This window comes from Dysgonomonas sp. UBA7630 (assembly GCF_002483985.1).
Classification (GTDB): Bacteria; Bacteroidota; Bacteroidia; order Bacteroidales; family Dysgonomonadaceae; genus Dysgonomonas.
The window spans coordinates 16,182-39,588 of sequence record NZ_DLIY01000012.1 but is presented as its reverse complement, the minus strand read 5'-3'; the positions used below and the strand labels follow the sequence as shown (position 1 = coordinate 39,588).

16 protein-coding genes are annotated in these 23,407 nt (G+C 36.8%); 9 read left to right on the top strand and 7 right to left on the bottom strand.

From position 1 onward, the window contains the following. The first annotated feature begins 72 nt into the window (after positions 1-72). The 4 genes from B3P17_RS04125 to B3P17_RS04110 all read left to right on the top strand — a co-directional run bounded on the left by B3P17_RS04125 (position 73) and on the right by B3P17_RS04110 (position 7,738). Positions 73-2,928 (top strand): TonB-dependent receptor, encoded by a 2,856-nt coding sequence (locus B3P17_RS04125; RefSeq protein ID WP_252638787.1) that lies wholly within the window; start codon positions 73-75, stop codon positions 2,926-2,928. 46 nt (positions 2,929-2,974) lie between these two features. Then, positions 2,975-4,495, top strand: a complete 1,521-nt coding sequence (locus B3P17_RS04120) for a hypothetical protein (protein WP_252638788.1) — start codon at positions 2,975-2,977, stop codon at positions 4,493-4,495. Between the two features lie 267 nt (positions 4,496-4,762). Further along, positions 4,763-5,581, top strand: coding sequence for a 3-methyl-2-oxobutanoate hydroxymethyltransferase (gene panB, locus B3P17_RS04115; RefSeq protein WP_291103641.1), 819 nt, complete (start codon positions 4,763-4,765; stop codon positions 5,579-5,581). 72 nt (positions 5,582-5,653) lie between these two features. Continuing rightward, complete coding sequence (locus tag B3P17_RS04110; protein ID WP_252638791.1) at positions 5,654-7,738, top strand: DNA topoisomerase 3; 2,085 nt, start codon at positions 5,654-5,656, stop codon at positions 7,736-7,738. Between the two features lie 77 nt (positions 7,739-7,815). On the opposite strand, the gene B3P17_RS04105 is transcribed toward B3P17_RS04110, so the two are convergent. Both B3P17_RS04105 and B3P17_RS04100 read right to left on the bottom strand, forming a co-directional pair. Then, the gene (locus B3P17_RS04105; RefSeq protein ID WP_252638793.1) at positions 7,816-8,055 is read right to left on the bottom strand and encodes a hypothetical protein; all 240 of its coding nucleotides are present in this window, start codon (positions 8,053-8,055) and stop codon (positions 7,816-7,818) included. Positions 8,056-8,176: 121 nt separating this feature from the next. Beyond that, entirely contained in the window at positions 8,177-9,343 is a 1,167-nt protein-coding gene (locus B3P17_RS04100; protein WP_252638794.1) for an AIR synthase related protein, read from the bottom strand. A 200-nt stretch (positions 9,344-9,543) separates the two neighbouring features. Here B3P17_RS04100 and B3P17_RS04095 point away from each other — a divergent pair, with 200 nt between their 5' ends. Next, positions 9,544-10,062, top strand: a complete 519-nt coding sequence (locus tag B3P17_RS04095) for an NUDIX hydrolase (protein ID WP_252638795.1) — start codon at positions 9,544-9,546, stop codon at positions 10,060-10,062. A gap of 8 nt (positions 10,063-10,070) precedes the next feature. Here B3P17_RS04095 and B3P17_RS04090 read toward each other — a convergent pair whose 3' ends face one another. Next, the gene (locus B3P17_RS04090) at positions 10,071-10,709 is read right to left on the bottom strand and encodes an HAD family hydrolase (protein WP_252638797.1); all 639 of its coding nucleotides are present in this window, start codon (positions 10,707-10,709) and stop codon (positions 10,071-10,073) included. Positions 10,710-11,128: 419 nt separating this feature from the next. Between B3P17_RS04090 and B3P17_RS04085 the strand changes: the two genes are divergently transcribed. The 4 genes from B3P17_RS04085 to B3P17_RS04070 all read left to right on the top strand — a co-directional run bounded on the left by B3P17_RS04085 (position 11,129) and on the right by B3P17_RS04070 (position 16,082). Then, positions 11,129-11,650, top strand: a complete 522-nt coding sequence (locus tag B3P17_RS04085) for a shikimate kinase (RefSeq protein WP_252638799.1) — start codon at positions 11,129-11,131, stop codon at positions 11,648-11,650. After that, positions 11,647-13,260 (top strand): trypsin-like serine protease, encoded by a 1,614-nt coding sequence (locus tag B3P17_RS04080; RefSeq protein WP_291103632.1) that lies wholly within the window; start codon positions 11,647-11,649, stop codon positions 13,258-13,260. The genes B3P17_RS04085 and B3P17_RS04080 overlap by 4 nt, the downstream gene beginning before the upstream one ends. Positions 13,261-13,282: 22 nt before the next feature. Then, positions 13,283-14,647 (top strand): DNA repair protein RadA, encoded by a 1,365-nt coding sequence (radA, locus tag B3P17_RS04075; protein ID WP_252638811.1) that lies wholly within the window; start codon positions 13,283-13,285, stop codon positions 14,645-14,647. 142 nt (positions 14,648-14,789) lie between these two features. Next, entirely contained in the window at positions 14,790-16,082 is a 1,293-nt protein-coding gene (locus B3P17_RS04070; protein WP_252638813.1) for a bifunctional folylpolyglutamate synthase/dihydrofolate synthase, read from the top strand. 15 nt (positions 16,083-16,097) lie between these two features. Here B3P17_RS04070 and B3P17_RS04065 read toward each other — a convergent pair whose 3' ends face one another. The 4 genes from B3P17_RS04065 to B3P17_RS04050 all read right to left on the bottom strand — a co-directional run bounded on the left by B3P17_RS04065 (position 16,098) and on the right by B3P17_RS04050 (position 23,407). Next, positions 16,098-17,876 (bottom strand): L,D-transpeptidase family protein, encoded by a 1,779-nt coding sequence (locus B3P17_RS04065; RefSeq protein WP_252638814.1) that lies wholly within the window; start codon positions 17,874-17,876, stop codon positions 16,098-16,100. 105 nt (positions 17,877-17,981) lie between these two features. Beyond that, positions 17,982-19,655 carry a putative transporter gene (locus B3P17_RS04060; RefSeq protein WP_291103627.1) on the bottom strand — a complete coding sequence of 558 codons (1,674 nt, stop codon included), beginning with the start codon at positions 19,653-19,655 and terminating at the stop codon, positions 17,982-17,984. A 155-nt stretch (positions 19,656-19,810) separates the two neighbouring features. Further along, positions 19,811-22,702, bottom strand: coding sequence for a PD-(D/E)XK nuclease family protein (locus tag B3P17_RS04055; protein ID WP_291104015.1), 2,892 nt, complete (start codon positions 22,700-22,702; stop codon positions 19,811-19,813). Between the two features lie 237 nt (positions 22,703-22,939). Further along, entirely contained in the window at positions 22,940-23,407 is a 468-nt protein-coding gene (locus B3P17_RS04050; protein WP_291103624.1) for a DUF1858 domain-containing protein, read from the bottom strand.

Here is a 23,407-nt window from a genome sequence, read left to right as displayed (position 1 = left end):
AACTTATTGAGGGTGTAGTTCTCTTGTAACAAAAATGTAGGTGATTTGCAATGTAAAATATCAAATAAATATATGTTTAAAATTGAGTATTCAGTGAAAAAGAAGAACCGCAACTTACTAAAATCAATGTTGCTTGTATTTGCTTTATTATCAATAACTACACTTTCTGCCCAGACCATTCTGACCGGAAGTATTATAGATGCAAAAACAAAAGAATCTCTACCGGGAGTTACCATTTCTGTTAAGAACACAACAATAGGTGCTATTTCTGATGAAGATGGAAAATATGAATTGAAGCTTAGTCCGGGGAAATATACCCTCGTAACTTCTTACATCTCATATCAACCATTAGAAATTACAGATGTAGAGATCAAAAAAGGAGAGCCCACTGTAGTAGATATTCCCATGATAGAAGCATCTCATACATTAGGCGAAGTATATGTTGTAGCATTAGGACGTATAAATTCCGAAGTGTCTTTACTGAGTTCTATACGAAAGTCGAATGCAGTAGTTAGTGGAGTATCTTCACAGCAGATTGCAAAAAGTCAGGATCGGGATGCCTCGGAGGTGATAAGACGTATTCCGGGCATATCGATTATAGATGATAAGTTTGTTGTTGCCAGAGGGCTTTCTCAACGATATAACAATGTATGGGTAAATAATAGTGCTATACCTAGCTCGGAAGCAGATAGCCGATCTTTCTCATTCGATATATTGCCAAGCACACAGATAGAAAATATTATGATTGTAAAATCTCCACAACCGGAGCTACCGGCTGACTTTTCGGGAGGTTTTATTAAAGTAGAGACAAAGGGAATTCCGAATGAAAACTCTATACAAGTCAGTTACGGAGCGGGTATAAATACGCAAACTCAATTTAAGGATTTTAAATATAGTAAAGGTAGTGCAACAGACTTCCTTGGATTTGATAACGGCATGAGAAATCTTTCGAGTGCATTTTCATCGGGACGTATCGATAATAATAACTCTCAGCAAGTAACAGATCTTACCCAAAACGGATTCAATAACGATTGGCTTGTAAAAAACAAGAAACCATTACCCGATCAACGTTTAGGTTTTGTTATCAACCGAAAATATGCCGGAGCGAACAATAGTATGTGGGGACTCATAGCTGCTCTGAATTATAGCAATACAAGTAAGACTTTTACAGATATGGAAAACTCCCGATATGGGGTCTACGATTCGGACAATGATAAACCGTACTTTACATTTAAATATAAAGATAATCAGTACAACAATGATGCAAGGGTAGGGGCTTTAGCTAATCTGATATACATGCCGAACGATAAGCACCATTTTGAATTTCGAAATATATTGAACCAAATAGGTAAAAATAGATATACTGAGCGTGAAGGGTATCAAAATACAAGCGGTTTCTACGGGCAACGAAAATCAGAATATATCTATAGCAGTCGTCTTGCTTATTCAGCCCAATTTGCAGGGAAACACACCTTGACCGAGAAAGACAAATTAGATTGGGTATTAGGCTTTTCTTACAGCAATAGAAATCAGCCGGACAGACGTATTATAAACTGGGAGCAAAATGGTTATCCGGGTGATGCACACTATATGGAATACCAAATCGATCAAAATGATATAACACGTGACTATAACAAACTAAATGAATATAATTATTCCTTTTCTGCCAACTATACGCATGATTTCTCTTTTGAGAATGGATTCAAACCGTCTATAAAAGGAGGTGTATATGGAGAGTATAGAGATCGGAATTACAATACACGCTATTTTAAGTATCGCTGGATACCTGAGAATCTGGATGAGGACTTTGGATATAAAGATGTTTATACTCAGATGCTGATCCCCCAAAACTATGGAGCAACTAAGCTGTATGTTTATGATGATACCGATCGATTAAATGATTATTCGGGAACAAATACACAGGCTGCAAGCTATATCGGCTTCAATATTCCACTGAATAAATTGAATATTTATACCGGAGTTCGCTTAGAGCACAACAAAATGTCTTTGAAGAGCTATACAACAATATCAGGAGATAAATCAAAAACATCAGATTATAACTATACAGATATATTTCCTTCATTGAATGCTTCTTACAATTTGTCTAGCGATCATTTGGTAAGATTGGCTTATGGACGATCTACAAACAGACAGGAATTTAGAGAAATATCATCTTCGTCATATTATGATTTCGATTTGTTCAGTTTTGTTTCGGGTAATCCTGACTTAAAGCCTGCATATGTCAATAATTTTGACTTAAGGTATGAGTTTTATCCTTCCAACTCAGAAATCTTCTCGGTAGCTCTATTTTACAAAAACTTTACGAATCCGATAGAATGGACTTATCTCGATGGAGGTGGAACATATATCTATACTTTCAAAAATGCAGATAAGGCAAACAATTATGGTATTGAAGTAGATATAAAGAAAAGTTTAGACTTTATAGGGCTTAATAACTTCTCTTTGACCTTCAACGGGTCTCTGATAAAAAGCGAGGTGAAGTTTAAAGAAAGAAGCAGTGCCAACTACGACCGTCCTATGCAAGGTCAATCTCCTTATCTGGTAAATACTGGTATATTCTATCAGAACGAAAAGCTGGGCATTAACGCAACCGCGCTCTATAATATAATTGGGAAACGGATAGTTGGTATTGGCCGTGTATCCACTACTTCGGGTGGCTCTGTGAACAATGATATTCCTGATATGTATGAGATGCCAAGGAGTGTGGTAGACTTTATTATAACTAAAAAATTCGGGAAGCATTTTGAACTAAACGCAGCAGTAAAAGATATACTTGCCGCAAAAGTCAAGTATGCTCAATTTCCTAAGTTCATAGATGCTGATGGCAATACACAGGAAAGGGAACAAATAACAAAAGAATTTAAGACCGGACAAAATATATCATTAACAGCTAGATACTCTTTTTAGAAAACAAATTATAAATCAGAAAGTAATACATTTTAATAATATGAATATGAAGACATTAAATTTATTTGGAAAATTATTTTTAGTTGCATCTATCGCTATTCTATCAGCTTGTTCTGATAATGGCAATGATGATCCAATTGTAGATCCGTCTAAAGAACAGATCCTATTTAACAATGGTACTGAAATAGGTAATGGTGAACAGGAATTTAGTATAAAAGAGAGCCATACACTTGCAAAAGGTACTTATGTATTGAAAGGTTGGGTATATATCGAAGATGGTGCTACACTGACTATCGAGCCGGGTACTATTATCAAAGGTGATAAAAATACAAAAGCAGCAATTATAGCAAAGAGAGGCGGAAAGCTAATCGCCAAAGGAACAGCTTCTGCACCTATCGTATTTACTTCTAATCAGGCGGCAGGAAGCCGTAAGCCGGGAGATTGGGGAGGTATTATACTTTGCGGTAGAGCAAAAAATAATATCGATATCGTAGATGGAATGCAAATAGAAGGTGGAGTAAATGCCAAACATGGAGGAAATGACGATAATGACAACTCTGGTGTAATCAGCTATGTGAGAATTGAATATGCCGGATTTCCTTTTGCTACAGACCAAGAAATCAATGGTTTGACAATGGGATCTGTAGGTCGTGGCACACAAATAGACCACGTACAAGTATCTTATTCTAATGATGACTCTTTCGAATGGTTTGGCGGGACTGTAAATGCTAAATACCTTGTAGCATATCACGGATGGGACGATGATTTCGATACAGATAATGGTTACTCAGGTAATCTTCAATTCCTTTTAGGTGTTAGAAACCCTCAAATAGCAGACCAATCTTTATCTAATGGTTTCGAATCAGACAACAACGCGAATGGTACAACGGACGAACCATATACAAAAGCTGTATTTAGTAATGTGACTCTAATCGGGCCAATCGGACAAGCTACAGATTTTGCTAATACAACTCAATACATTACAGGTAATGGACTAAATCCGAACAATGGATCGAGACTAGGTGTATTCCAAGCTGCAATACAAATTCGTCGCAACTCTCGTTTGAATCTATTCAACTCTGTTGCAACAGGCTATCCGGTAGGTTTAATATTAGACAATCAGAAAGGAACTACTCAAAAATGGGCTGAAGACGGCATTCTTAAACTACAGAACAATGTTTTTGCAGGAATGAACGTTCTTAGTGCTGATATCAACAAACAATCGCCTACATGGACTGACCAATTGTCAACCAATGGAACATCTATAACAGACGAAACAAAAGCATCATTCTCAAGTACATTCTTTAAACTAACAGCTAACAATAATAAGGTTTTGACTAGTATTTCAGACCTGAAATTGAAACAACCAAACAGTAAAGCAAGTAATCCGAACTACGGTCCTGTTTCAGGTAGCCCTGTAATTGGATTGGCTTCTTTCTCAAATGCTTCGTTGTCAGATTCATTCTTCACAAAAGTAACCTATTCAGGTGCTTTTGCCAGTGACTCTAGCAATGATAACTGGTTGCAAGGATGGACAAATTTTGATCCTCAAAACACTACTTACTAATAATAACAGAAATTTTCAAAATGAGAAAAGGCCGGATGTGAAAAACATTCGGCTTTTTTATGCTTAATATTGGGGGATACCAATATGCATATAAGTGTATAAAATAGAAGAGAATGCAACATATATTCTCCTCTCTTAACATGATTCTGCAATTGCATTGTTTTAACAAAGAGAAATTATATCACGGTAAGATTAACCCTTAAATTGATACTTTAATCATATCTTTGTGTCTTTAAATCCATAATTTTTAACCATAAAAAGGAGATTATGTCCACATACACAGAAGATAACCGCAAGATCACTACTCGCCGCCTGATAGAAATGAAACAGCGTGGCGAAAAAATTTCAATGCTTACAGCGTACGATTTTTCAATGGCATCTATTATCGATCAGGCAGGAATGGATGTTATCTTGGTTGGTGACTCCGCCTCTAATGTAATGGTTGGTAATGTTACTACTCTTCAGATGACATTGGAGCAAATGATTTATCATGGGCGTTCTGTCATGAATGCAGTTAAACGATCATTGGTTGTCGTTGATATGCCATTCGGTACAGTGTCAGGTAACCCATTAAAATCTCTGGAATATGCTATCCGCATGATGAAAGAAACCGGAGCGGATGCTATTAAGGTAGAAGGTGGCGAAGAAGTTATCTCGGATATCAAGAAGATAATCGATGCCGGTATTCCAGTAATGGGGCACTTAGGGCTTATGCCACAATCTATAAATAAATATGGGACTTATAATGTGAGAGCAAAAGATCAGTCGGAAGCAGATAAACTACTAAAGGATGCTCTTAAACTTCAGGAAGTAGGTTGTTTTGGTGTCGTATTAGAAAAAATTCCTGCCGAACTGACAAAAGAAGTTACGTCAAAACTATCAATTCCTACCATAGGTATAGGGGCGGGACCTCATGCCGACGGACAAGTTTTGGTGGTACATGATATGCTTGGAATAAATAAAAATTTCTCTCCTAAATTCTTACGCCGTTATGCAGATTTACATTCTGTAATGACTGAAGCCGTTCAGAATTATATCAAAGATGTGAAGACTTCTGATTTTCCGAATGAGAATGAAAGTTATTAGAGCGTGATCTCTGTTACAGAGTATAGCTGATCTATTAAATATTATAATATCTATAAAAGGAGTTGAGAATAAATGAAGGTTTGTATTGCAGAAAAACCAAGTGTTGCAAGAGAGATAGCAAGTATTTTAGGCGCGAATGCTCGTAAAGACGGCTATTTTGAGGGCAATGGCTATCAGGTAACATGGACCTTCGGACACTTTTGTACACTCAAAGAGCCTCACGAATACACCCAGGAGTGGAAAAAATGGTCTCTATTCGTGTTGCCAATGATTCCACCTCGTTTTGGTATAAAGGTTATTGATAATGATGGTGTTAAGAAGCAGTTCTCAGTTATTGAAACCTTGATTTCTCAAGCAGATGAGGTTATAAACTGTGGAGATGCCGGACAGGAAGGAGAACTAATTCAACGTTGGGTATTGCAAAAAGCTCAATGCAAAGTTCCTGTAAAACGTTTATGGATATCATCATTAACAGAAGATTCTATACGCGAAGGGTTTAATAATCTTAAAGAAGAGCAGGTCTTCGATAAGCTTTATGAAGCCGGATTGTCCAGAGCAATAGGCGATTGGCTGTTAGGTATGAATGCAACCCGGTTATATACTGTAAAGTATGGACAAAATAGATCTGTACTGTCTATCGGACGAGTGCAAACACCTACATTGGCACTTATTGTCAACCGTCAACTGGAGATTGAGAACTTTAAGCCTGAACCTTATTGGGAGCTAAAAACAGTATATAGAGAAACAACATTCTCTGCAACTAAAGGACGGTTTCTGGTAAAAGAAGAAGGTGAAAAGTTTCTTGAAGAAATAAAACAAGCTGATTTTGAGGTAACGGATGTATCAGTAAAGAAAGGGGAGGAGGCGCCACCGCGCTTGTTTGACCTTACTGCTCTACAGGTAGAATGTAATAAGAAATACGCCTTCTCCGCAGAAGATACATTAAAGACGATACAGTCGTTGTATGAAAAGAAACTGGTGACATATCCTCGTGTCGATACTACATTCCTTAGTGATGATATTTATCCTAAAATTCCAGCCATCCTCCGTGGAATAAGTGGCTATGAAGAACTTGTGAAGCCTTTATTGGCAGCAGCAAAGATTCCGAAATCAAAAAAGGTTTTTGATAATAGTAAAGTTACCGATCACCATGCTATTATACCTACCGGTGTAAGGGCGAATGCGATAGCCGGTAACGAACAAAAGGTTTATGATCTTATAACAAGGCGTTTTATTTCAGCTTTTTATCCAAATTGTAAAATAGCAACTACGACCGTTCTGGGTGAAGTAAATAAAATAGAATTTAAGGTAACGGGCAAACAAATTCTGGAACCCGGCTGGCGAGTAGTATTTGAAAAGCAAGCAGAAAATCAGGATGAAAAAGAAGAGGATGCCGATGATAACATACTGCCTGCTTTTGAAAAAGGAGAATCGGGGCCTCATATCCCTGCCTTGAACGAAAAGTGGACTCAGCCACCTAAATATTATACCGAAGCAACTTTATTGCGGGCGATGGAAACGGCCGGAAAACTTGTTGATGATGACGAGTTACGTGATGCCCTAAAAGAAAATGGTATAGGTCGTCCTTCTACACGGGCAGCAATAATAGAAACTTTGTTTAAACGGAATTATATCCGTAAGGAACGAAAGAATCTGTATGCTACTCAAACAGGGGTTGAGCTTATTGGTACAATCAAAGAAGAGCTGCTCAAATCAGCCGAACTAACCGGGATCTGGGAGAAAAAGTTACGTCAGATAGAACGAAACGAGTACGATCCTCGTCAGTTCATTGACGAGCTCAAGCAAATGCTAATAGAGATTGTAGCCAATGTGAAAAATGATTGGGGAACGACTATTACAATACAAGAAGCCGTAAAAGAAGAGGCTAAATCAACAAAGAAACCTGCGAAGGAGAAGAAAAGTGCTGAGAAAAAAGGAACACCAAAGCCTAGGAAAGAGAAGAAAACCGAATCTAAAAATAGCGAGCCTCTATCTTGTCCGTTGTGCAAAGTCGGTAAAATATTGAAAGGGAAAACTGCTTACGGATGTTCTGAGTGGAAACAGGGCTGTACCTTCCGTTTGACCTTTGATGAAGTTGGTGATAGTTTGACTGATGATGAACTAAAAGCAATATTTGAAACGAAATATAAATCTTAGCTATTTTTGTGAAAGTCACATATAAAAAGAAAGAGCTATCATTCAATGATAGCTCTTATTTTTACCTTAAGTTTTAATTACTTTTTCTTATCTGCAGCAGCTTTGTCTTTGCAACAAGCTTTTTTCTCTCCGTCTTTTGTACAAGCTTTTTTGTCGGCAGCAGCTTTGTCTTTACAGCATGCTTTCTTTTCTCCGTCTTTAGTACATTCTGTTTTAGATTTAGGACAATCTTTTTTAGGTGCTTTGTCTTGAGCCATTACACTTGTTGATGCAATTAAGGCTAAACACATAATTGCCGACATGATCATTTTTTTCATACTTTGTACGCTATTAAGTGAATATTAATATTTTCGTTTGGATACAAATATAGTAGCAAATCAAATAGAATTTAATTAACTAAAGTTAAATTTGATAATCAAATACAGTAACTATTCCTAATTAATATTCAAAACGACCAAATTCACTATCGATAAGTAACTCTGTCTTGTCCGACTTCTCAACGTATCCCACGATCTGAGTATCGATGCCGAAAGATTTTGATATATCAATTACAGCCTCGGCATATTCCGAAGGTAAGTATATTTCCATACGATGCCCCATATTGAATACTTTGTACATTTCTTTCCAGTCGGTTCCCGATTGTTCCTGTATCAGTTTAAATAAAGGCGGCACAGGGAACAAGTTGTTCTTTGTTATCTTTACTTTATCTACAAAGTGGAGAACCTTTGTTTGTGCTCCTCCCGAACAGTGTACCATACCATGTATTACCGGGCGTAATTTATCCAGTATCTGTTTTATAACAGGAGCATAAGTACGAGTCGGAGATAGAACCAGTTTACCGGCATCAATTCCTAATCCTTCAATCATATCCGTTAACTTCATATTGCCTGAATAAACCAAATTGCTAGGAATAGACGAATCATAACTTTCCGGGTACTTGGTTGCCAAATAGTTCGCAAACACATCATGGCGGGCAGATGTTAATCCGTTACTACCCATACCGCCATTATACTCTTTTTCGTATGTGGCTTGTCCGTATGAGGATAGGCCGACAATCACATCACCATCCTGTATATTATCGTTAGAAATTACATCCGATTTTTTCATGCGACAGGTAACCGTACTGTCTACTATTATTGTACGTACGAGGTCGCCTACATCGGCAGTCTCTCCACCGGTAGGATATATATTTACTCCTAGTGACGATAATTCTTCACAAAGATCATTTGTTCCCTGTATAATGGCAGAGATCACTTCGCCCGGAATCAACATTTTATTACGCCCTATAGTAGACGACAATAAAATATTATCAGTAGCACCTACACACAGCAGGTCGTCTATATTCATTATCAATGCATCTTGTGCAATACCTTTCCAAACCGACAAGTCTCCGGTTTCTTTCCAATACATATAGGCTAACGAAGATTTTGTTCCTGCTCCGTCGGCATGCATGATATTACAATATTCGGCATCGCCACCTAATATATCGGGGATTATTTTACAAAAAGCCTTAGGGAATATTCCTTTATCGATGTTTTTTATAGCATTATGTACATCTTCTTTCGATGCTGAAACGCCACGCTGGTTGTATCGTTGGTCACTCATTATTATATGAATATATTTAAGCTGCAAAGTTAATAAAATAGAGGTAATATCGAAATAAGAAATACAGTTCTAATTTTTGCAATCATACAATACTATATATAACTCTCTTCTAGGCGAGAATTGCGTGAAAAAATGAGAAGAAATTAAGCGTATACTTACATGTAAATTTTATCTTTGTTGGAATAATAAAAAAGACTTTAATGCAAGAAGAAATATTTCCTCTAGTAGATGAACAAGGTATTGTAGTTGGACAAGCATCACGTAGTGTTTGTCATGATGGATCAAAGTTGTTACATCCTGTAATTCATCTCCACATCTTTAACACTAAAGGTGAATTGTATTTACAAAAACGTTCTGCTACAAAAGATGTACAGCCCAACAGGTGGGACTCTTCCGTAGCGGGGCATATAGATTTAAACGAGACACCCGAAAAGGCAGCATTGCGCGAGGCTTCCGAAGAGTTAAATATATCGGATATTATACCTCGCTATATAACCAAATATATAATAGAGACAGATCGGGAACGTGAATTAAGCTATTGTTATTATGCTATATACGATGGTGACTTTATACTAAATACCGAAGAACTTGCCGACGGACGTTTTTGGACGATCGGTGAGATACAAAATGAGTTGGGGAAAGATGTATTTACCTTAAATTTTGAATCCGACTTCAGATTATTCCTGCACAAAGGCTCTCAAAATATAGCTCAACAGTAGTCCTATATTTAGTTGATATATTCGATGACTTGTTTTAGATCTGAAAAATCTGAAATTATAAAATCAGCTTTGCCTTGAAGTTCATTTTCGGGAATTGTAGTGGAAACACCTACAACACGCATTCCGGCATCTTTGCCTGCTCGTATTCCATGAAAAGAATCTTCGAATACAACACATTCTGAGGGAGATACATTCAGGTCTTCCGCAGCTAATAGATAGCATGCCGGATTAGGTTTACCTTTGGTTATGCGTGCCGCTGTAACTTCGGTATCGAATGTTTTGGATAAATTTAATATATCCAAAGCACGTTTCATTTTGAAGTCCTGCGAACTGGTTACCAATCCTATTTTATAGTTATTGTTTTTCAGATACTCAATAAACTCCATCACACCGTCTACCAAAGGAAAGTCCATTTGCAATTCGAATTCGCCTAATTCTCTCTCTACGGTTTTTACTTCTTCTTTAGGTAAGTGGCTAAAATATTTTTTTAGTATGTCCGGACTAGTTGTTCCTTTTACTTTTAAGGCAAAATTTTCGATACCTAGATTATATTTTTCACCTAAAGCATCAATGTATATATCATATTGAGGTTCGGTGTTAGCTATTACTCCATCAAAGTCGAACAGTACGGTTGTTATTTTTGTCATATTTCAGTATTATTTCTTCTTTTCCGCTGCAAAGGTAAGGTTTTAAATCGTTATTAACAATTAGCGTTTGATTTGTAAAGAGTTAGTATGTTTTTCTGTTTAAAATATCTATTATAAAGTACTGTTACGATTGAAATCTAAATTCATTATATCGCCTATTCCTTGCAAAATGTATAGCAGAAAAGTGACAATAATAATTATATAAAAAAGTGTCACCTTTGTCACCTTTTGCTATGTAATTGTTTGCAGTATATTGTGTTGTGAGATATTTCGAATTGTCACTTTTTGTGCCATTATATATAGGATGTCATAAAAGTTGGAGTTAAGGTGCAATTAATACTTATTTGCTAAAGAATCGGTGTTGTAAAAAAGCCTCTTTATTTATTTTATTTATATTTTTGTATATTTGATTGTTTAAGATGAGAAGAATATTCCTGATAGGATATATGGGTGCTGGAAAAACAACAGCAGGGAGAGAGCTTGCAAAAGAGCTTAATCTAGAATTCGTTGATTTAGACCACTTCATACAGGCTCGCTATCAAAAAACAGTAGGACAGATTTTTGCAGATGTTGGAGAAGGCGAATTTCGTAATATTGAAAAGAGCATTCTGAAAGAAGTAGGTGAGTTCGAAGATGTAGTGATATCTACAGGTGGAGGCACACCCTGCTTTTTTGATAATATAGAGTATATGAATCAAGTAGGTACAACCATTTATTTGAAAGCATCGGCTGATGTGCTGGCTTCGCGATTGAATGATTGTAAAGATAAACGTCCTTTGATAAAGGATAAAAATGAAGAGGAACTACTTCGGTTTGTAACAGATACTCTAGAAAAGAGAGAGCCTTTTTATTCCAAAGCGAAAATTATATATGAAACTGAGGTGTTGGTCACTCGTGAAGATGTAAATGAGTATGTTCGGAAATTAATAAAATTATTATGAACTTAAGTCTGATTCGTTTTTTTGCAGGTATTACTTTGTTATCCTGTATTATTTCACTCTCTGCCCAAGAAAAGCAATATAGTTTCAATAAAGATAAATCGAAATTGACTCTCATTGTTGAAAAAGAAAATACAAAATTATTAGTAGTAAAAAACAATGTAAAAAGAAGAGGTCTTCCACTCAAAGAGGCCAAAATTTATACATTAGATATAGCTTCCGACACAGTTGGTACATGGTCGGTATTGCCTACAAAAGAAAATGTATGGAAGTTGTCTTTCGATATTCCTGATGCCAAAGGGTTTTATATAGGATTCGATGATTTTTATTTGCCGGAAGGGTCTCAGTTATATGTATATGAAAAAAGTAATGTAAAAAATGCTATTGTATACAAACATGAAGATAACCCCCAAGGTGGAGCTTACTCTCTCGAGAATTTGAAAGGAGATAATGTTGTACTTGAATATGTAGCACCACAAAATCTAGGAACTCCACGATTGCATATATCCGATGTAGGGTATAAATATGTTGATGAACAAGGCGATCCGATCAGTGGCTTTAATACTGCCTCTAATTCTTGTATGGTAAATATAAATTGTGCAGAAGGCGGCTTTTGGAAGAATCAGAAAAAAGGAGTGTTGCAATTGCGTGTCAAAAGAGGAGGTAGTACTTACCTTTGCTCGGGTACGTTAATTAATAACACAAGTGAAGATAAAACACCATATGTTTTAACAGCATATCACTGTTTCGAATACTTATCATCCTCTATAATATCCAACACTGAATTCTTTTTTGATTACGAGACGCCCGAATGTGAAACAGAGAATAGGCCCAACTATAAATATCATAAAGGAGCAAAACCATTGGTACTAAACTCAATTGATGATGGTTCTGACGGTGCTTTGCTTAAATTGTCCGAGCCAATTCCCGATACATGGGATGTATATTACCATGGCTGGGATAGAACGAATGATGGCGCAAGCGTAACAGGTGGAGCGGTAATTCATCACCCTCTGGGAGATGTTAAAAAAATAACTCTATTTAATAAACCTCTTACTTCGAGTAAATGGGATCCTGACTCTGAAGACGAGCCAGATGGTACTCAATGGAGTGTGACTTATTATAAAGGCGCTACAGAAGGTGGTTCTTCGGGAGCTCCTCTCTTTAATCAAAATGGTTATGTGGTGGGTACATTATCAGGAGGAGAAAGTAATTGTTCAAATCAAGGGTTAGCTGATTCTTTTGGTAAATTTTGGTTTCATTGGGATCAGTACTATGATGCAGATCAGCATATGTCTAAATATTTGGATCCCAATAATACAGGAGCTACTAAATTGAAGGGGTTGAGTTCGCTTGGAACTGATGAGCCAAATCCTGATCAACAGCCAGAATTACTCGTATATTTTAAAGGTGATGTCTTGCGCATATATGCTAAAGATATATTAAAGAAAGTAAGTATTGCAGACTTAAACGGACGAATATTGTATACTAAAACCACAGGTTTTGATTCTTCTATATTTGAAGAAACGTTATATGGATGGCGTCCGGGAGTATATATTGTCTCTGTGGATGTTTCGGGAAGGTCTACGAAGTCGATAAAAGTAATGAAGTAAAGAAGAAAGACTCAATCATAAAATGGCTAAAACCAAAACAGTATATGTTTGTAACAACTGTGGAAATGATTCTCCTAAATGGCTAGGGAAGTGCCCTGTATGTGGAGAGTGGAATACCTATGTCGAAGAGATTGTTAGTAAAGATAGCTCATCGAGAGGGAACTCCAACTTATTTGAAACATCTAAGGCGAAGCCGTTATTATTGAAGGAAGTAGAAACGGGAGAAGAACCACGTATAGACTTGCACGATGGAGAATTGAACCGTGTGCTTGGAGGAGGACTGGTTCCCGGTTCGCTGGTGCTGATTGGTGGTGAACCGGGCATCGGAAAGTCGACACTCGTTTTACAAACAGTCTTAGGACTGAGAAAAATAAAAACACTATATGTTTCGGGAGAAGAGAGTGCCAGGCAATTGAAATTGCGTGCCGATCGTATAAACTCCAATAGTGAGAACTGTTTTATCGTATGTGAGACAAATCTCGAACAGATATTTGTTCATATACAAAATCTGAAACCGGACTTCGTTATTATAGACTCTATACAGACAATCTTCACAGAAACCGTAGAATCGTCTCCGGGTAGCGTATCGCAAGTCCGTGAATGTTCGGCTTCAATCCTTAAGTTTGCAAAAGAGACAGGAACCCCTGTAGTTCTTATCGGACATATAAATAAAGAAGGCAGTATTGCCGGACCAAAAGTACTAGAGCATATTGTAGATACAGTACTGCAATTCGAAGGAGATCAGCATTATATGTATCGTATCTTGCGAAGTATAAAAAACCGTTTTGGGAGTACTGCCGAACTCGGTATTTACGAAATGAGGCAAAATGGGCTTCGTGAAGTTAGTAATCCCTCGGAATTGCTATTAACTCAGAATCACGAAGGATTGAGCGGTGTTTCTATTGCCGCAGCTATAGAAGGAATACGTCCGTTTCTTATCGAAACTCAGGCTTTGGTAAGTACTGCTGCTTATGGGACTCCTCAACGTTCGGCTACAGGTTTTGATCTGCGACGGATGAATATGTTACTTGCGGTATTAGAGAAAAGAGCAGGTTTTAAGCTGATACAAAAAGATGTATTTCTTAATATCGCAGGAGGGCTTAGAGTAAATGACCCCGCAATGGATTTGTCTGTAATCAGTGCGGTACTGTCTTCAAGCTTGGATATTTCCATCGAGAAGCATGTTTGTATGACAGGTGAAGTGGGTTTGTCGGGTGAAATACGTCCCGTAAATCGTATCGAACAAAGAATATTGGAAGCAGAGAAGCTGGGCTTTTCTAAGATACTTGTTCCTCAAAATAACCTGAAAGGATTTACCTCAACAGTCAATATTGAGATCGTACAAGTACGAAAAGTAGAAGAAGCTTTCAGGCAATTATTTGGATGAAAATATAACGATATTAGAATCGTATCAAAAAGGAGTATTGACATTATCTTTTTTGCTTGTTACGTTATTTGGAGGATTCATAATTATGTCATATCCCGTTATATTGCAACAAGTAAAGAAAAAGATAAAAGAATAGTTTATAATGAATTACGAAGAAACACTAGAATATTTATATAATCAATTACCTGTTTATCAAAAAGTAGGAGGTACAGCCTATAAAGAAGGATTGGACAACAGTCTATCTCTTGATAAATATTTTTCACACCCTCATATCCGATATAAGACAATTCATATTGCAGGAACAAACGGAAAAGGATCTACCTCACATTTATTAGCCGCAGTTTTGCAACAATCAGGATATAAGGTTGGACTATATACTTCTCCTCATCTAGTTGACTTCAGAGAGCGTATCCGTGTAAATGGAGAGAAGATATCGAAGCAATATGTTTTGGATTTTGTTACAAAACATAGAGAGGCTTACGAGCCTATACAGCCTTCCTTCTTTGAGCTCACGATGATGATGGCTTTTCAGTATTTTGCCGATACTAATGTTGATGTTGCAATAATAGAAGTTGGGCTGGGCGGAAGACTGGATAGTACTAATATTATAACACCGGTATTGAGTATAATTACCAATATTAGCTTCGATCATATGCAATTTCTGGGCAATACACTAGAGAAAATTGCGGCTGAAAAAGCAGGTATAATCAAGAAGGATATTCCTGTTATTATTGGAGAGGCAGACGGTGATGTCCGCAGAGTGTTTGAAGATACTGCAGAGAGGGTAGGAGCACCTATCGTTTTTGCAGAAGATGAAAAACTTATACACTCAAGCTTGCGTACTGCCAGTGGGTGGTTGTATGATACAAAATACTATCAGCAACTCAAAGGTGAACTTTCGGGTTATGCCCAGATAAAAAATACGGCGACAGTACTATGTGCTATACGTGAACTTCAAAAACAGGGCTATGTAATACCATCGAAGGCTGTATATAATAGTTTTGCCTATGTGAATGAATATACCGGACTGATGGGACGCTGGCAAATATTACAAGATTATAATCCCAAAATTGTATGTGATACAGGGCATAATGAAGCCGGAATGAAATATATATCAGAACAGCTTGTGAATGAGCGTTACGATACCTTACATATTATTCTGGGTATGGTAAATGATAAGGATATTTCTTCCGTATTATCCTTACTCCCTAAAAAGGCTATTTATTACTTTACTAAAGCATCTGTACCTCGGTCGATGAACGAACGAAGCTTGCAAGAATTAGCTGTCAAAAAAGGACTTACAGGCTATTCATACCCTACGGTGAAGGAAGCTATTCGTGCAGCAAAAGATTGGGCTACACCAAGTGATTTTATATTTATAGGAGGAAGTAACTTCGTTGTAGCTGATGCACTTATCGAATTCGGCTATGAATAGAAGTAATACAGGGTATTAATTCTTTTGCTCTTTCTTTACTTTACTATGTTGCGGCTTTAGTGCATTAAGTATTGCACTATCATATTCATACACATCATCAGCATAGTATAGCATATCGTCGTCAGGATACATATAGACTGTGTAATAATCGATGAATAAAGAAATCTTGTCTTTAGGATTAAGAATATCCGGTAGCTTTTTTAATTTGTTTTCTTGTATCAGCTTCTTTCCTGCCTTTGACATAGGTTGTTTATCTATACTATAAAATAATCGATCTTTATATATGTCGTCTGATGTTGTCGACATACAAAAGAAAGCCAGATCGAAAGGTTTTTGTACTCTGACACATCCATGGCTTACGGCTCTGTTTTTTCTTCCGAATGCCGCTTTAGATGGAGTGTCGTGTAGATATACCGAAAATGCATTGTTGAACATGAATTTTACTAAGCCGAGAGCATTACTTTCTCCGGGACTTTGACGAATCGTATATGAAAACTTAGAAGGGTCAACTTCTTTCCAGTTGATAGTCGTAATATCTACTTCTTTGCCGTTCCTATACAGTTTCATGTTGTGACGCTTAATGTATGTAGGATCTTTTTTTTGTAATACTGCTACTTCTTTCTGTGCTATACTTGTTGGAATATTCCATATCGGATTCAGATTTAAGTAGCTGATATCACTTTGTAATAAAGGTGTTTTATTAGTAGCAGTACCAACACAAACCTTCATGATCAGAGGAAGGCTGTCTTGCTCCATGGCTGTAAGATATGCCGATGCAACATTTACTTCGATATGCTTGTTATGCTTTGCTTTTGTCATTTTCCAACGATAACGTTCCATATTAGCTTGTAGCTTATCCAAATAGTAATCCAGTGGCCTGTTTAGTGCATCTATAGTCAGCTTGCCAACTTCTTTTTCTTCCGGGTAGGAGTTCTTTTTACGAAATACATTTATTGCTTCGAGCAGATTTTTATCCAAGATCATATCTGAAGAATCATCTCTGATAGAGTCACCTTCTTTCATAACATATTCTCCTGTTAAGGCTAATCTTTTGGCGATTTCAGATATATGTTTATTCTTATCTCCCAGCTTATAGGTTTCTGTACTTGTTATCTTTTTAAATCCTTGCTCTTTGTTATCTTTCAGATTTTGGTATTCTTTTTGAAGTCTCAGATAGATCGGATCTGTGGGAACCGAATTAATGATACTAGAGATCGGATCTTCTTTCAACCCCTTATATATCTCTTGATAGAAAGCAGAGTCGGCGGTTAATACTGATATATCATAATCTTTTTTGTACAACTTTTTAGGGTTGACAAAACCGTATTTCATCCCTTTGATGTATTTTACAGCAGTCAGAGTAGAAGTCAGTTCCAGATCAACCATCTTTTTATACAGGTCGTCAAGGTTATACAGACCTGCGTCTATAGAGTCTGTAACAGCTTCTATTGTGTTCGCAGAGAAATACTCAGGAGATAGTCCATGTATATTACTCTCATTCAGAATAGAGATAAAGTCTTTTAATCTATCTACATCCAATGTGTCATGTGACCAAACAGGATGATATTCATTTTCTGAATAAAATGGCAATAATAGGGAGTCTTTGAAAATAAGCTCATGTATAGTCTCTTTTATCTGCTGAGGGTTATAGTCGGGATATAGTCTTGCAAATTTAGACTTAGCTACCTGTTTATTTGTTGATTCGCTAAGCTTTGTAGTTTCCTTTTCTTTACAGTCCGTGAAGCTAAAAATTAAGAATGCTAAGACTAAAGAAATGGATAATATTTTTTTCATAAAAGTAAAGTTGATCAAGTACAAGTGTTTTTAGAAAGACAAAAGTATACAAAAAGTTATGATAGTACAAAAGTGTTAAGATCTATGATGTTACTTATAATTATCTCAGAAAAACAACATCAGCAGCAATTGTGTGAAAACGATCCGAGCAAACATGGATACCGGATACACTGTAGCATAAGCAACGGCAGGTTCATCACCGTCGATAGTCGAATTGACATAGCTTAAAGCCATCGGATTAGCCATACTGCCACAAAGCATTCCTACATTCCGGGCAAAGTCGATCTTATATACTTTCATCGCTATCAATGCAACAATAAGTACCGGTACAACGGTAAGTATAAATCCAAATCCAATCCATATCAGTCCTTCGGTTTGGAATACTGTTTCGAAGAAATGCTCTCCTGCTCCAATACCCAGGCAAGCCAGATATACAGTCAATCCAAATTGCCGCATTAATAAATTGGCACTTTGTGTTGTATAAGTAGTAATATGAAATCGAGGACCAAATGAACCCATCAAGATTCCTACAATAATAGGACCGCCGGCAATCCCTAACCTGATCGGAAAATCCATCCCCGGAAAAGGTATAGGTAAGGCTCCAAGTATAAGGCCTAGAGCGATTCCAAGAAATATTGCGATCAGATTTGGTGTATTCAATCGCTTCTCCTCATCACCAAGTATTTTAGCAACATTGTCTATCGATGCTTTTTCTCCTACTACAGTAAGTTTATCTCCAATTTGTAGCATAAGATCCGAAGAAGCCAGTAGATCAATACCTGCACGGTTAATACGTGTTATGTTTATTCCATAATTATTGCGCAGTTTTAGGCTTCCGAGTTTTTCACCGTTTATTTTGCTATTAGTGATAATGATTCTTCGTGATACTAATTGACTATTGTCTATGTGGTTCCAGTCTATATCTTCTTTATTCCAGTCGACGTTTTCTTGTTCTCCAAACAGAACTTTGATATGCTCTACATCGCTCTTTTTGGATATGATAAGCAGGTGGTCGTTATGCCTGAGGATACTCGCAGAAGTAGGAATCGTAACTATACCATCGTGCCAGATACGCGAAATAACGAAATGTTTAGCAGTTAATTTCATTATATCAACTATCGATTTCCCTTCTATAGCCGGATTGGTTATATGAAATTCACCGACATGCATTTCATTCTCTTTCTTTTCTGATAGCTTTGCAAATTCATCGTTTGGCACAAAGCACTTTCTAAGAAATATGATCGCCAGAATAACTCCCACTACCCCTAATGGATAGGCAATGGCTGTAGCCAAAGCCATGTCGGCTATTACCCTTTGATTTCCGCTAATTTGTTGTAATGCCTGCTGAGCCGCACCAAGAGCCGGTGTATTTGTCGTAGCACCGCATAATATTCCTACCATATTAGGAAGGGATATGTCGCTCGCATAGCTAAATATAACGGTGAGGATTAGTCCTAGAAATACAACTCCCAAGGCAAGCATGTTCATTCTCAAACCTCCAGCCCTTAAAGATGAAAAGAATCCCGGACCTACTTGCAATCCCAATGCATATACAAAAAGGATAAGTCCAAAATTTTGAGCAAAGTTGAGCATGTCTTTGTTCAGGTCGAAATTCAAGTGACCAATAACTATACCAACAAAGAAGACAAATGTAATACCAAGAGAGATATTGAGGAGTTTTAGTTTTCCTAGTTGTAGTCCAACAGCAGAAACTATAGATATAATTATAATTGATAGAACCGATGGTGATTCTATTATGGTTTTCATAAACCAATCCATACAATTTACTACTTAGAAATGGACTGCAAAGGTAAAACATTTAATGTGAAAGAGCCAATATCCGCATGTGAAAAATAAAAAGAGAGAGAAGAATATAAATTTTCCGTCTCTCGCTATTCAATCATAGAAGCTGTTAATGATAATTTGCGGACTTCCTATTTCTTACAGATATTTGTGAATATACACCACTTACAAGCTTCTCCGGTAGGGGTTTGCGTAAATGATGTCTCAGGGTCGAATATTTCATCGAGGCACGTATCGAAGTACTCTTTGAATTCTTCTCTATACATTGAGAAGTCTGTTATATTGTCATCGTTGCGTCCCGATTTATTGATTACTCCCGGCTCAAATTTAGAGTCGAATAAATTTCGAAGATAGTATATGCCCGGTTCTATTATTTTATTCGGATACTTTTGCATATAAAGGTGTGAATACATAAATACCTGCATTACAGCTTTAGGACGATCTTTAAGTTCCTTATCAAAAAGATCTTTCATTTCTTTATATCGTAATACTCCTTTTCCTGTCTTGTAATCTATAATACGGGTACGACCTTTAACTTCATCTACACGGTCGATAAATCCTTTTAACGATACAACTTTTCCTGATGGTAGAGTATATTCCATTTTTATTCTTTCTTCTGAGTCTACATAGATAAAAGGTGTCAGTCCTGCATCAGTAACTAGAACCTGTTTGATATATTTCCGCAGCACTTCTCCGGTCAGATAATTCTGTCCTGTCAATTTTTTTATTTTTTCTGTCTTAAAGTAGTTTTCGGCAAAAGATCGTTCTATATTTTCAGTCAGCAGCTTTTCATCCTTTCTGATCTTGTGTAACAAGTCCGCAGTAATCATCTTTCCCTTAAATGGCTCGTACAACCATTCCATTATTGAGTGAAAAATTGTTCCAAACATACTGGCCTCTATTGTTTCCACTATCTCATCCTCTTCTGCCATGTTTTCTACTACAGAGAAATAAAACTGTAGAGGACAATTGAGATACATATTGATAGCACTGGCAGATAGTTGTTTGTCTCCTCCTTGCAAAAACACATTCATCTTTTCCTGTATCTCAGGAGTTTTAGATACTGAAATGGGAAGACTCTCGGTAGAAGAAACTTTATAAACAGTGAGCTTTTCCCTTATATCGAACGAATCGGCGTATAAATGTTTTATCTGTTTAAAATAACGGCTTACTTCACCTGATTGTAATCCTTCAGTACGAGTATCATACAAAAGATAGATTCGTTTAGCTCGGTTTATCAAACGATAAAAGTGATAAGCAAAAATACTATCCTGATGCTCGTAAGTCGGCAAATCAAAACCTTTTCGAAGATTGTATGGTATAAAAGAACTTGTAGCGCGTTTGAGAGGGAAAATGCCTTCATTCATCGATAAGATAATAAGGTTATCGAAGTCTAAAGCACGAGTTTCTAGCACTCCCATAATTTGTAATCCAGATAAAGGCTCTCCCGTGAATGGCACACTGATGTTTACTATCAACTTTTTCAATAGTTTGAAATATGTTTCAATTTTAATTTCAAAGGAAACATTTTGCAAAGCATCGTTCATTTTATTGATCGTCTTGTAGTATTCCACAATAAATTCACCCTCAATGTCTACCGAACGGGCACTTATTTGCTCTTCTTCGTTCTCTATTTCTTTTTGATTATATAAAGATCTCCGTAGTGTTGATAATATGTCTTTTAAATACTCAGGTGCATCGTACCAATTATCTATTGTTTTGAATATCAGACTAAATAATGGATGAATCTCCAATTCTTTGACCGATATTATAATTTTATTGTATTGAAGTATACTTTGTCTTAGTTGTTTAGCTTCCTGTCCGGCTATATTTGTTATATATCGGTGATTAAGAATAGCCAGTACCGGTTTGTAATAAAAGCCTGCGCTGTTTTCGGATCTCCTTACATTCTTTTGCAATTCAAAAATGTGTTCCATCAGTCCTGAAACAGAACTATTGTTCAGGCTATACCCCATTGTAATGTTTATCTTGTCTATCTCTGGGGGGATGGAGTAAAGCGTTGGCAATAAAAGATTTTCATCAGGTAGCACCAATGCTGTATTCATAGCTTGATCAGATGACACTATCTGATTTTCTGCCAACAAAGACTTGATGATTGTATGCACATATTTTGCTTGTCCTATGGACGACGGAATACCAATAGCTTCCACAGTAGGGTGGTCAAGGCTTAATTCCTCGGGTTGTAACGCGAGCTGAGATGGAAATTGCACCTTATTTTTATCCATAAAAAAAGATGCTTTGTTTTGAGGATCGCGTACCAAAGGAGATGAGTAATCCCAATAAAAATCGGCAATGCCTTTTTTATGAAGGTAACTAAGCAGTTTCTCTTCCGATTTGCTATGTCCGTTTAGCCCTATAAATATTATTTTTTCGTATGGAAGTTCATAATCCGGATTCTTCGAAAAAGAATCTATTACATCTCTAAAAATCATTCCTTCATAGGCTTGATTTTTTTCTGCAAGTTGGTTTCTTAGAGAAGAGTATAGCTGAAAGAGAACTTCCCACATTTCAAGGAAGTCTTTCTTTTTGTCATTTTCTCCTACAGGCAAAAAATTTGACCAGAAACGTCGTATAACTTCTATCTGTGTTTCGGATAAGTATGAGAATCCGGCATCGATATCTTTTAAATCTTTTATATTTCTGAACAGCTGCTGTGCATCAACCAAATACTTATCGATGTCGTCAAAATCATTGAGCAGCATTTCTCCCCAATATAGAAATTCATCGAATGTTTCGTTGGTCTTACCTACCTGTTTGTATATACTAAACAACATAAAGAGCATCTCAATGCGATCTGCTTTTTTATATGGACTTAGTTGTTCGAACAAGTCTGCTATTGTTAGTATTTGGGGCGAAAAAATAGGCTTATCCGCTATCTGAGATAAGTAATGTTGGAAAAAGACTCCGGCTCTACGGTTCGGAAAAACAAAAGTATAGCGACTAATGTTTTGTCCATCGGCCTTATAGTATGCTTGAGCTACATTGTATAGAAAAGGAATCATTATTTCGAAAGTAGGTAAATCAACTATATGCAAAAATACAAATTTAAGCTATTGGCTGTATTATTTTCTTCAAAAGATTACTGGCAAAGTTCTTATTGTTGAAGAAGTGCCTTGTAATGAAAAAAAGATTCCTTACACAGCTATAAGGATTGTGGCTCCCTTATGAGAAAGGGATGCATTTAGTATGCACCCCTTGTCAATTTGGTTAAATGTTTAATTTTTATAATCTTACAAGGCTCAATGATTTTTTTGCATGAAATAAGCTTTACCGTTATTATACCAAACTTCAAATCCTTTTGATTTTAGCAAATCCATGATTGGCACGGGTTTGAATGGTGCAGTTAATTCCATAATCTGATTGTTTTGCAATTCCTTTGATAACCGGATAATCTCTTGCATTGGGTTTTCTCCCGACTCTATAATAGGACGAGCATCAAACCTAATCGTGATATTCGTTTCATCAAACCATTCCGGCTTATCTTTTTGTTCATTNNTGGCGGCTTGGCGCAGTGTTTCAAGAAGTAGAATAGGGGAGATGCCTGCAACTTTTGCAGCTTGCTGCAATGTTGTAACCTTTGCCACAGTACGGCGCAAAATAGGATTCCGCAGTTTAGAGAATGCAGGAGAAAGCTCCAATAGCGTATTCTCTAATTGAGGATATTCATCCAGCAAATCTGAAACCTTTATATGTAGATTAATATCCAT

Excerpts from the sequence above, each read along its gene's own strand:
- B3P17_RS04070 (WP_252638813.1), top strand. The coding sequence starts at position 14,790 with ATGAATTACGAAGAAACACTAGAATATTTATATAATCAATTACCTGTT.
- B3P17_RS04110 (WP_252638791.1), top strand. The coding sequence starts at position 5,654 with ATGAAGGTTTGTATTGCAGAAAAACCAAGTGTTGCAAGAGAGATAGCA.
- B3P17_RS04065 (WP_252638814.1), bottom strand. The coding sequence starts at position 17,876 with ATGAAAAAAATATTATCCATTTCTTTAGTCTTAGCATTCTTAATTTTT.
- B3P17_RS04060 (WP_291103627.1), bottom strand. The coding sequence starts at position 19,655 with ATGGATTGGTTTATGAAAACCATAATAGAATCACCATCGGTTCTATCA.
- B3P17_RS04080 (WP_291103632.1), top strand. The coding sequence starts at position 11,647 with ATGAACTTAAGTCTGATTCGTTTTTTTGCAGGTATTACTTTGTTATCC.
- radA (WP_252638811.1), top strand. The coding sequence starts at position 13,283 with ATGGCTAAAACCAAAACAGTATATGTTTGTAACAACTGTGGAAATGAT.
- panB (WP_291103641.1), top strand. The coding sequence starts at position 4,763 with ATGTCCACATACACAGAAGATAACCGCAAGATCACTACTCGCCGCCTG.
- B3P17_RS04120 (WP_252638788.1), top strand. The coding sequence starts at position 2,975 with ATGAAGACATTAAATTTATTTGGAAAATTATTTTTAGTTGCATCTATC.
- B3P17_RS04125 (WP_252638787.1), top strand. The coding sequence starts at position 73 with ATGTTTAAAATTGAGTATTCAGTGAAAAAGAAGAACCGCAACTTACTA.
- B3P17_RS04100 (WP_252638794.1), bottom strand. The coding sequence starts at position 9,343 with ATGAGTGACCAACGATACAACCAGCGTGGCGTTTCAGCATCGAAAGAA.
- B3P17_RS04090 (WP_252638797.1), bottom strand. The coding sequence starts at position 10,709 with ATGACAAAAATAACAACCGTACTGTTCGACTTTGATGGAGTAATAGCT.
- B3P17_RS04095 (WP_252638795.1), top strand. The coding sequence starts at position 9,544 with ATGCAAGAAGAAATATTTCCTCTAGTAGATGAACAAGGTATTGTAGTT.
- B3P17_RS04105 (WP_252638793.1), bottom strand. The coding sequence starts at position 8,055 with ATGAAAAAAATGATCATGTCGGCAATTATGTGTTTAGCCTTAATTGCA.
- B3P17_RS04085 (WP_252638799.1), top strand. The coding sequence starts at position 11,129 with ATGAGAAGAATATTCCTGATAGGATATATGGGTGCTGGAAAAACAACA.
- B3P17_RS04055 (WP_291104015.1), bottom strand. The coding sequence starts at position 22,702 with ATGATTCCTTTTCTATACAATGTAGCTCAAGCATACTATAAGGCCGAT.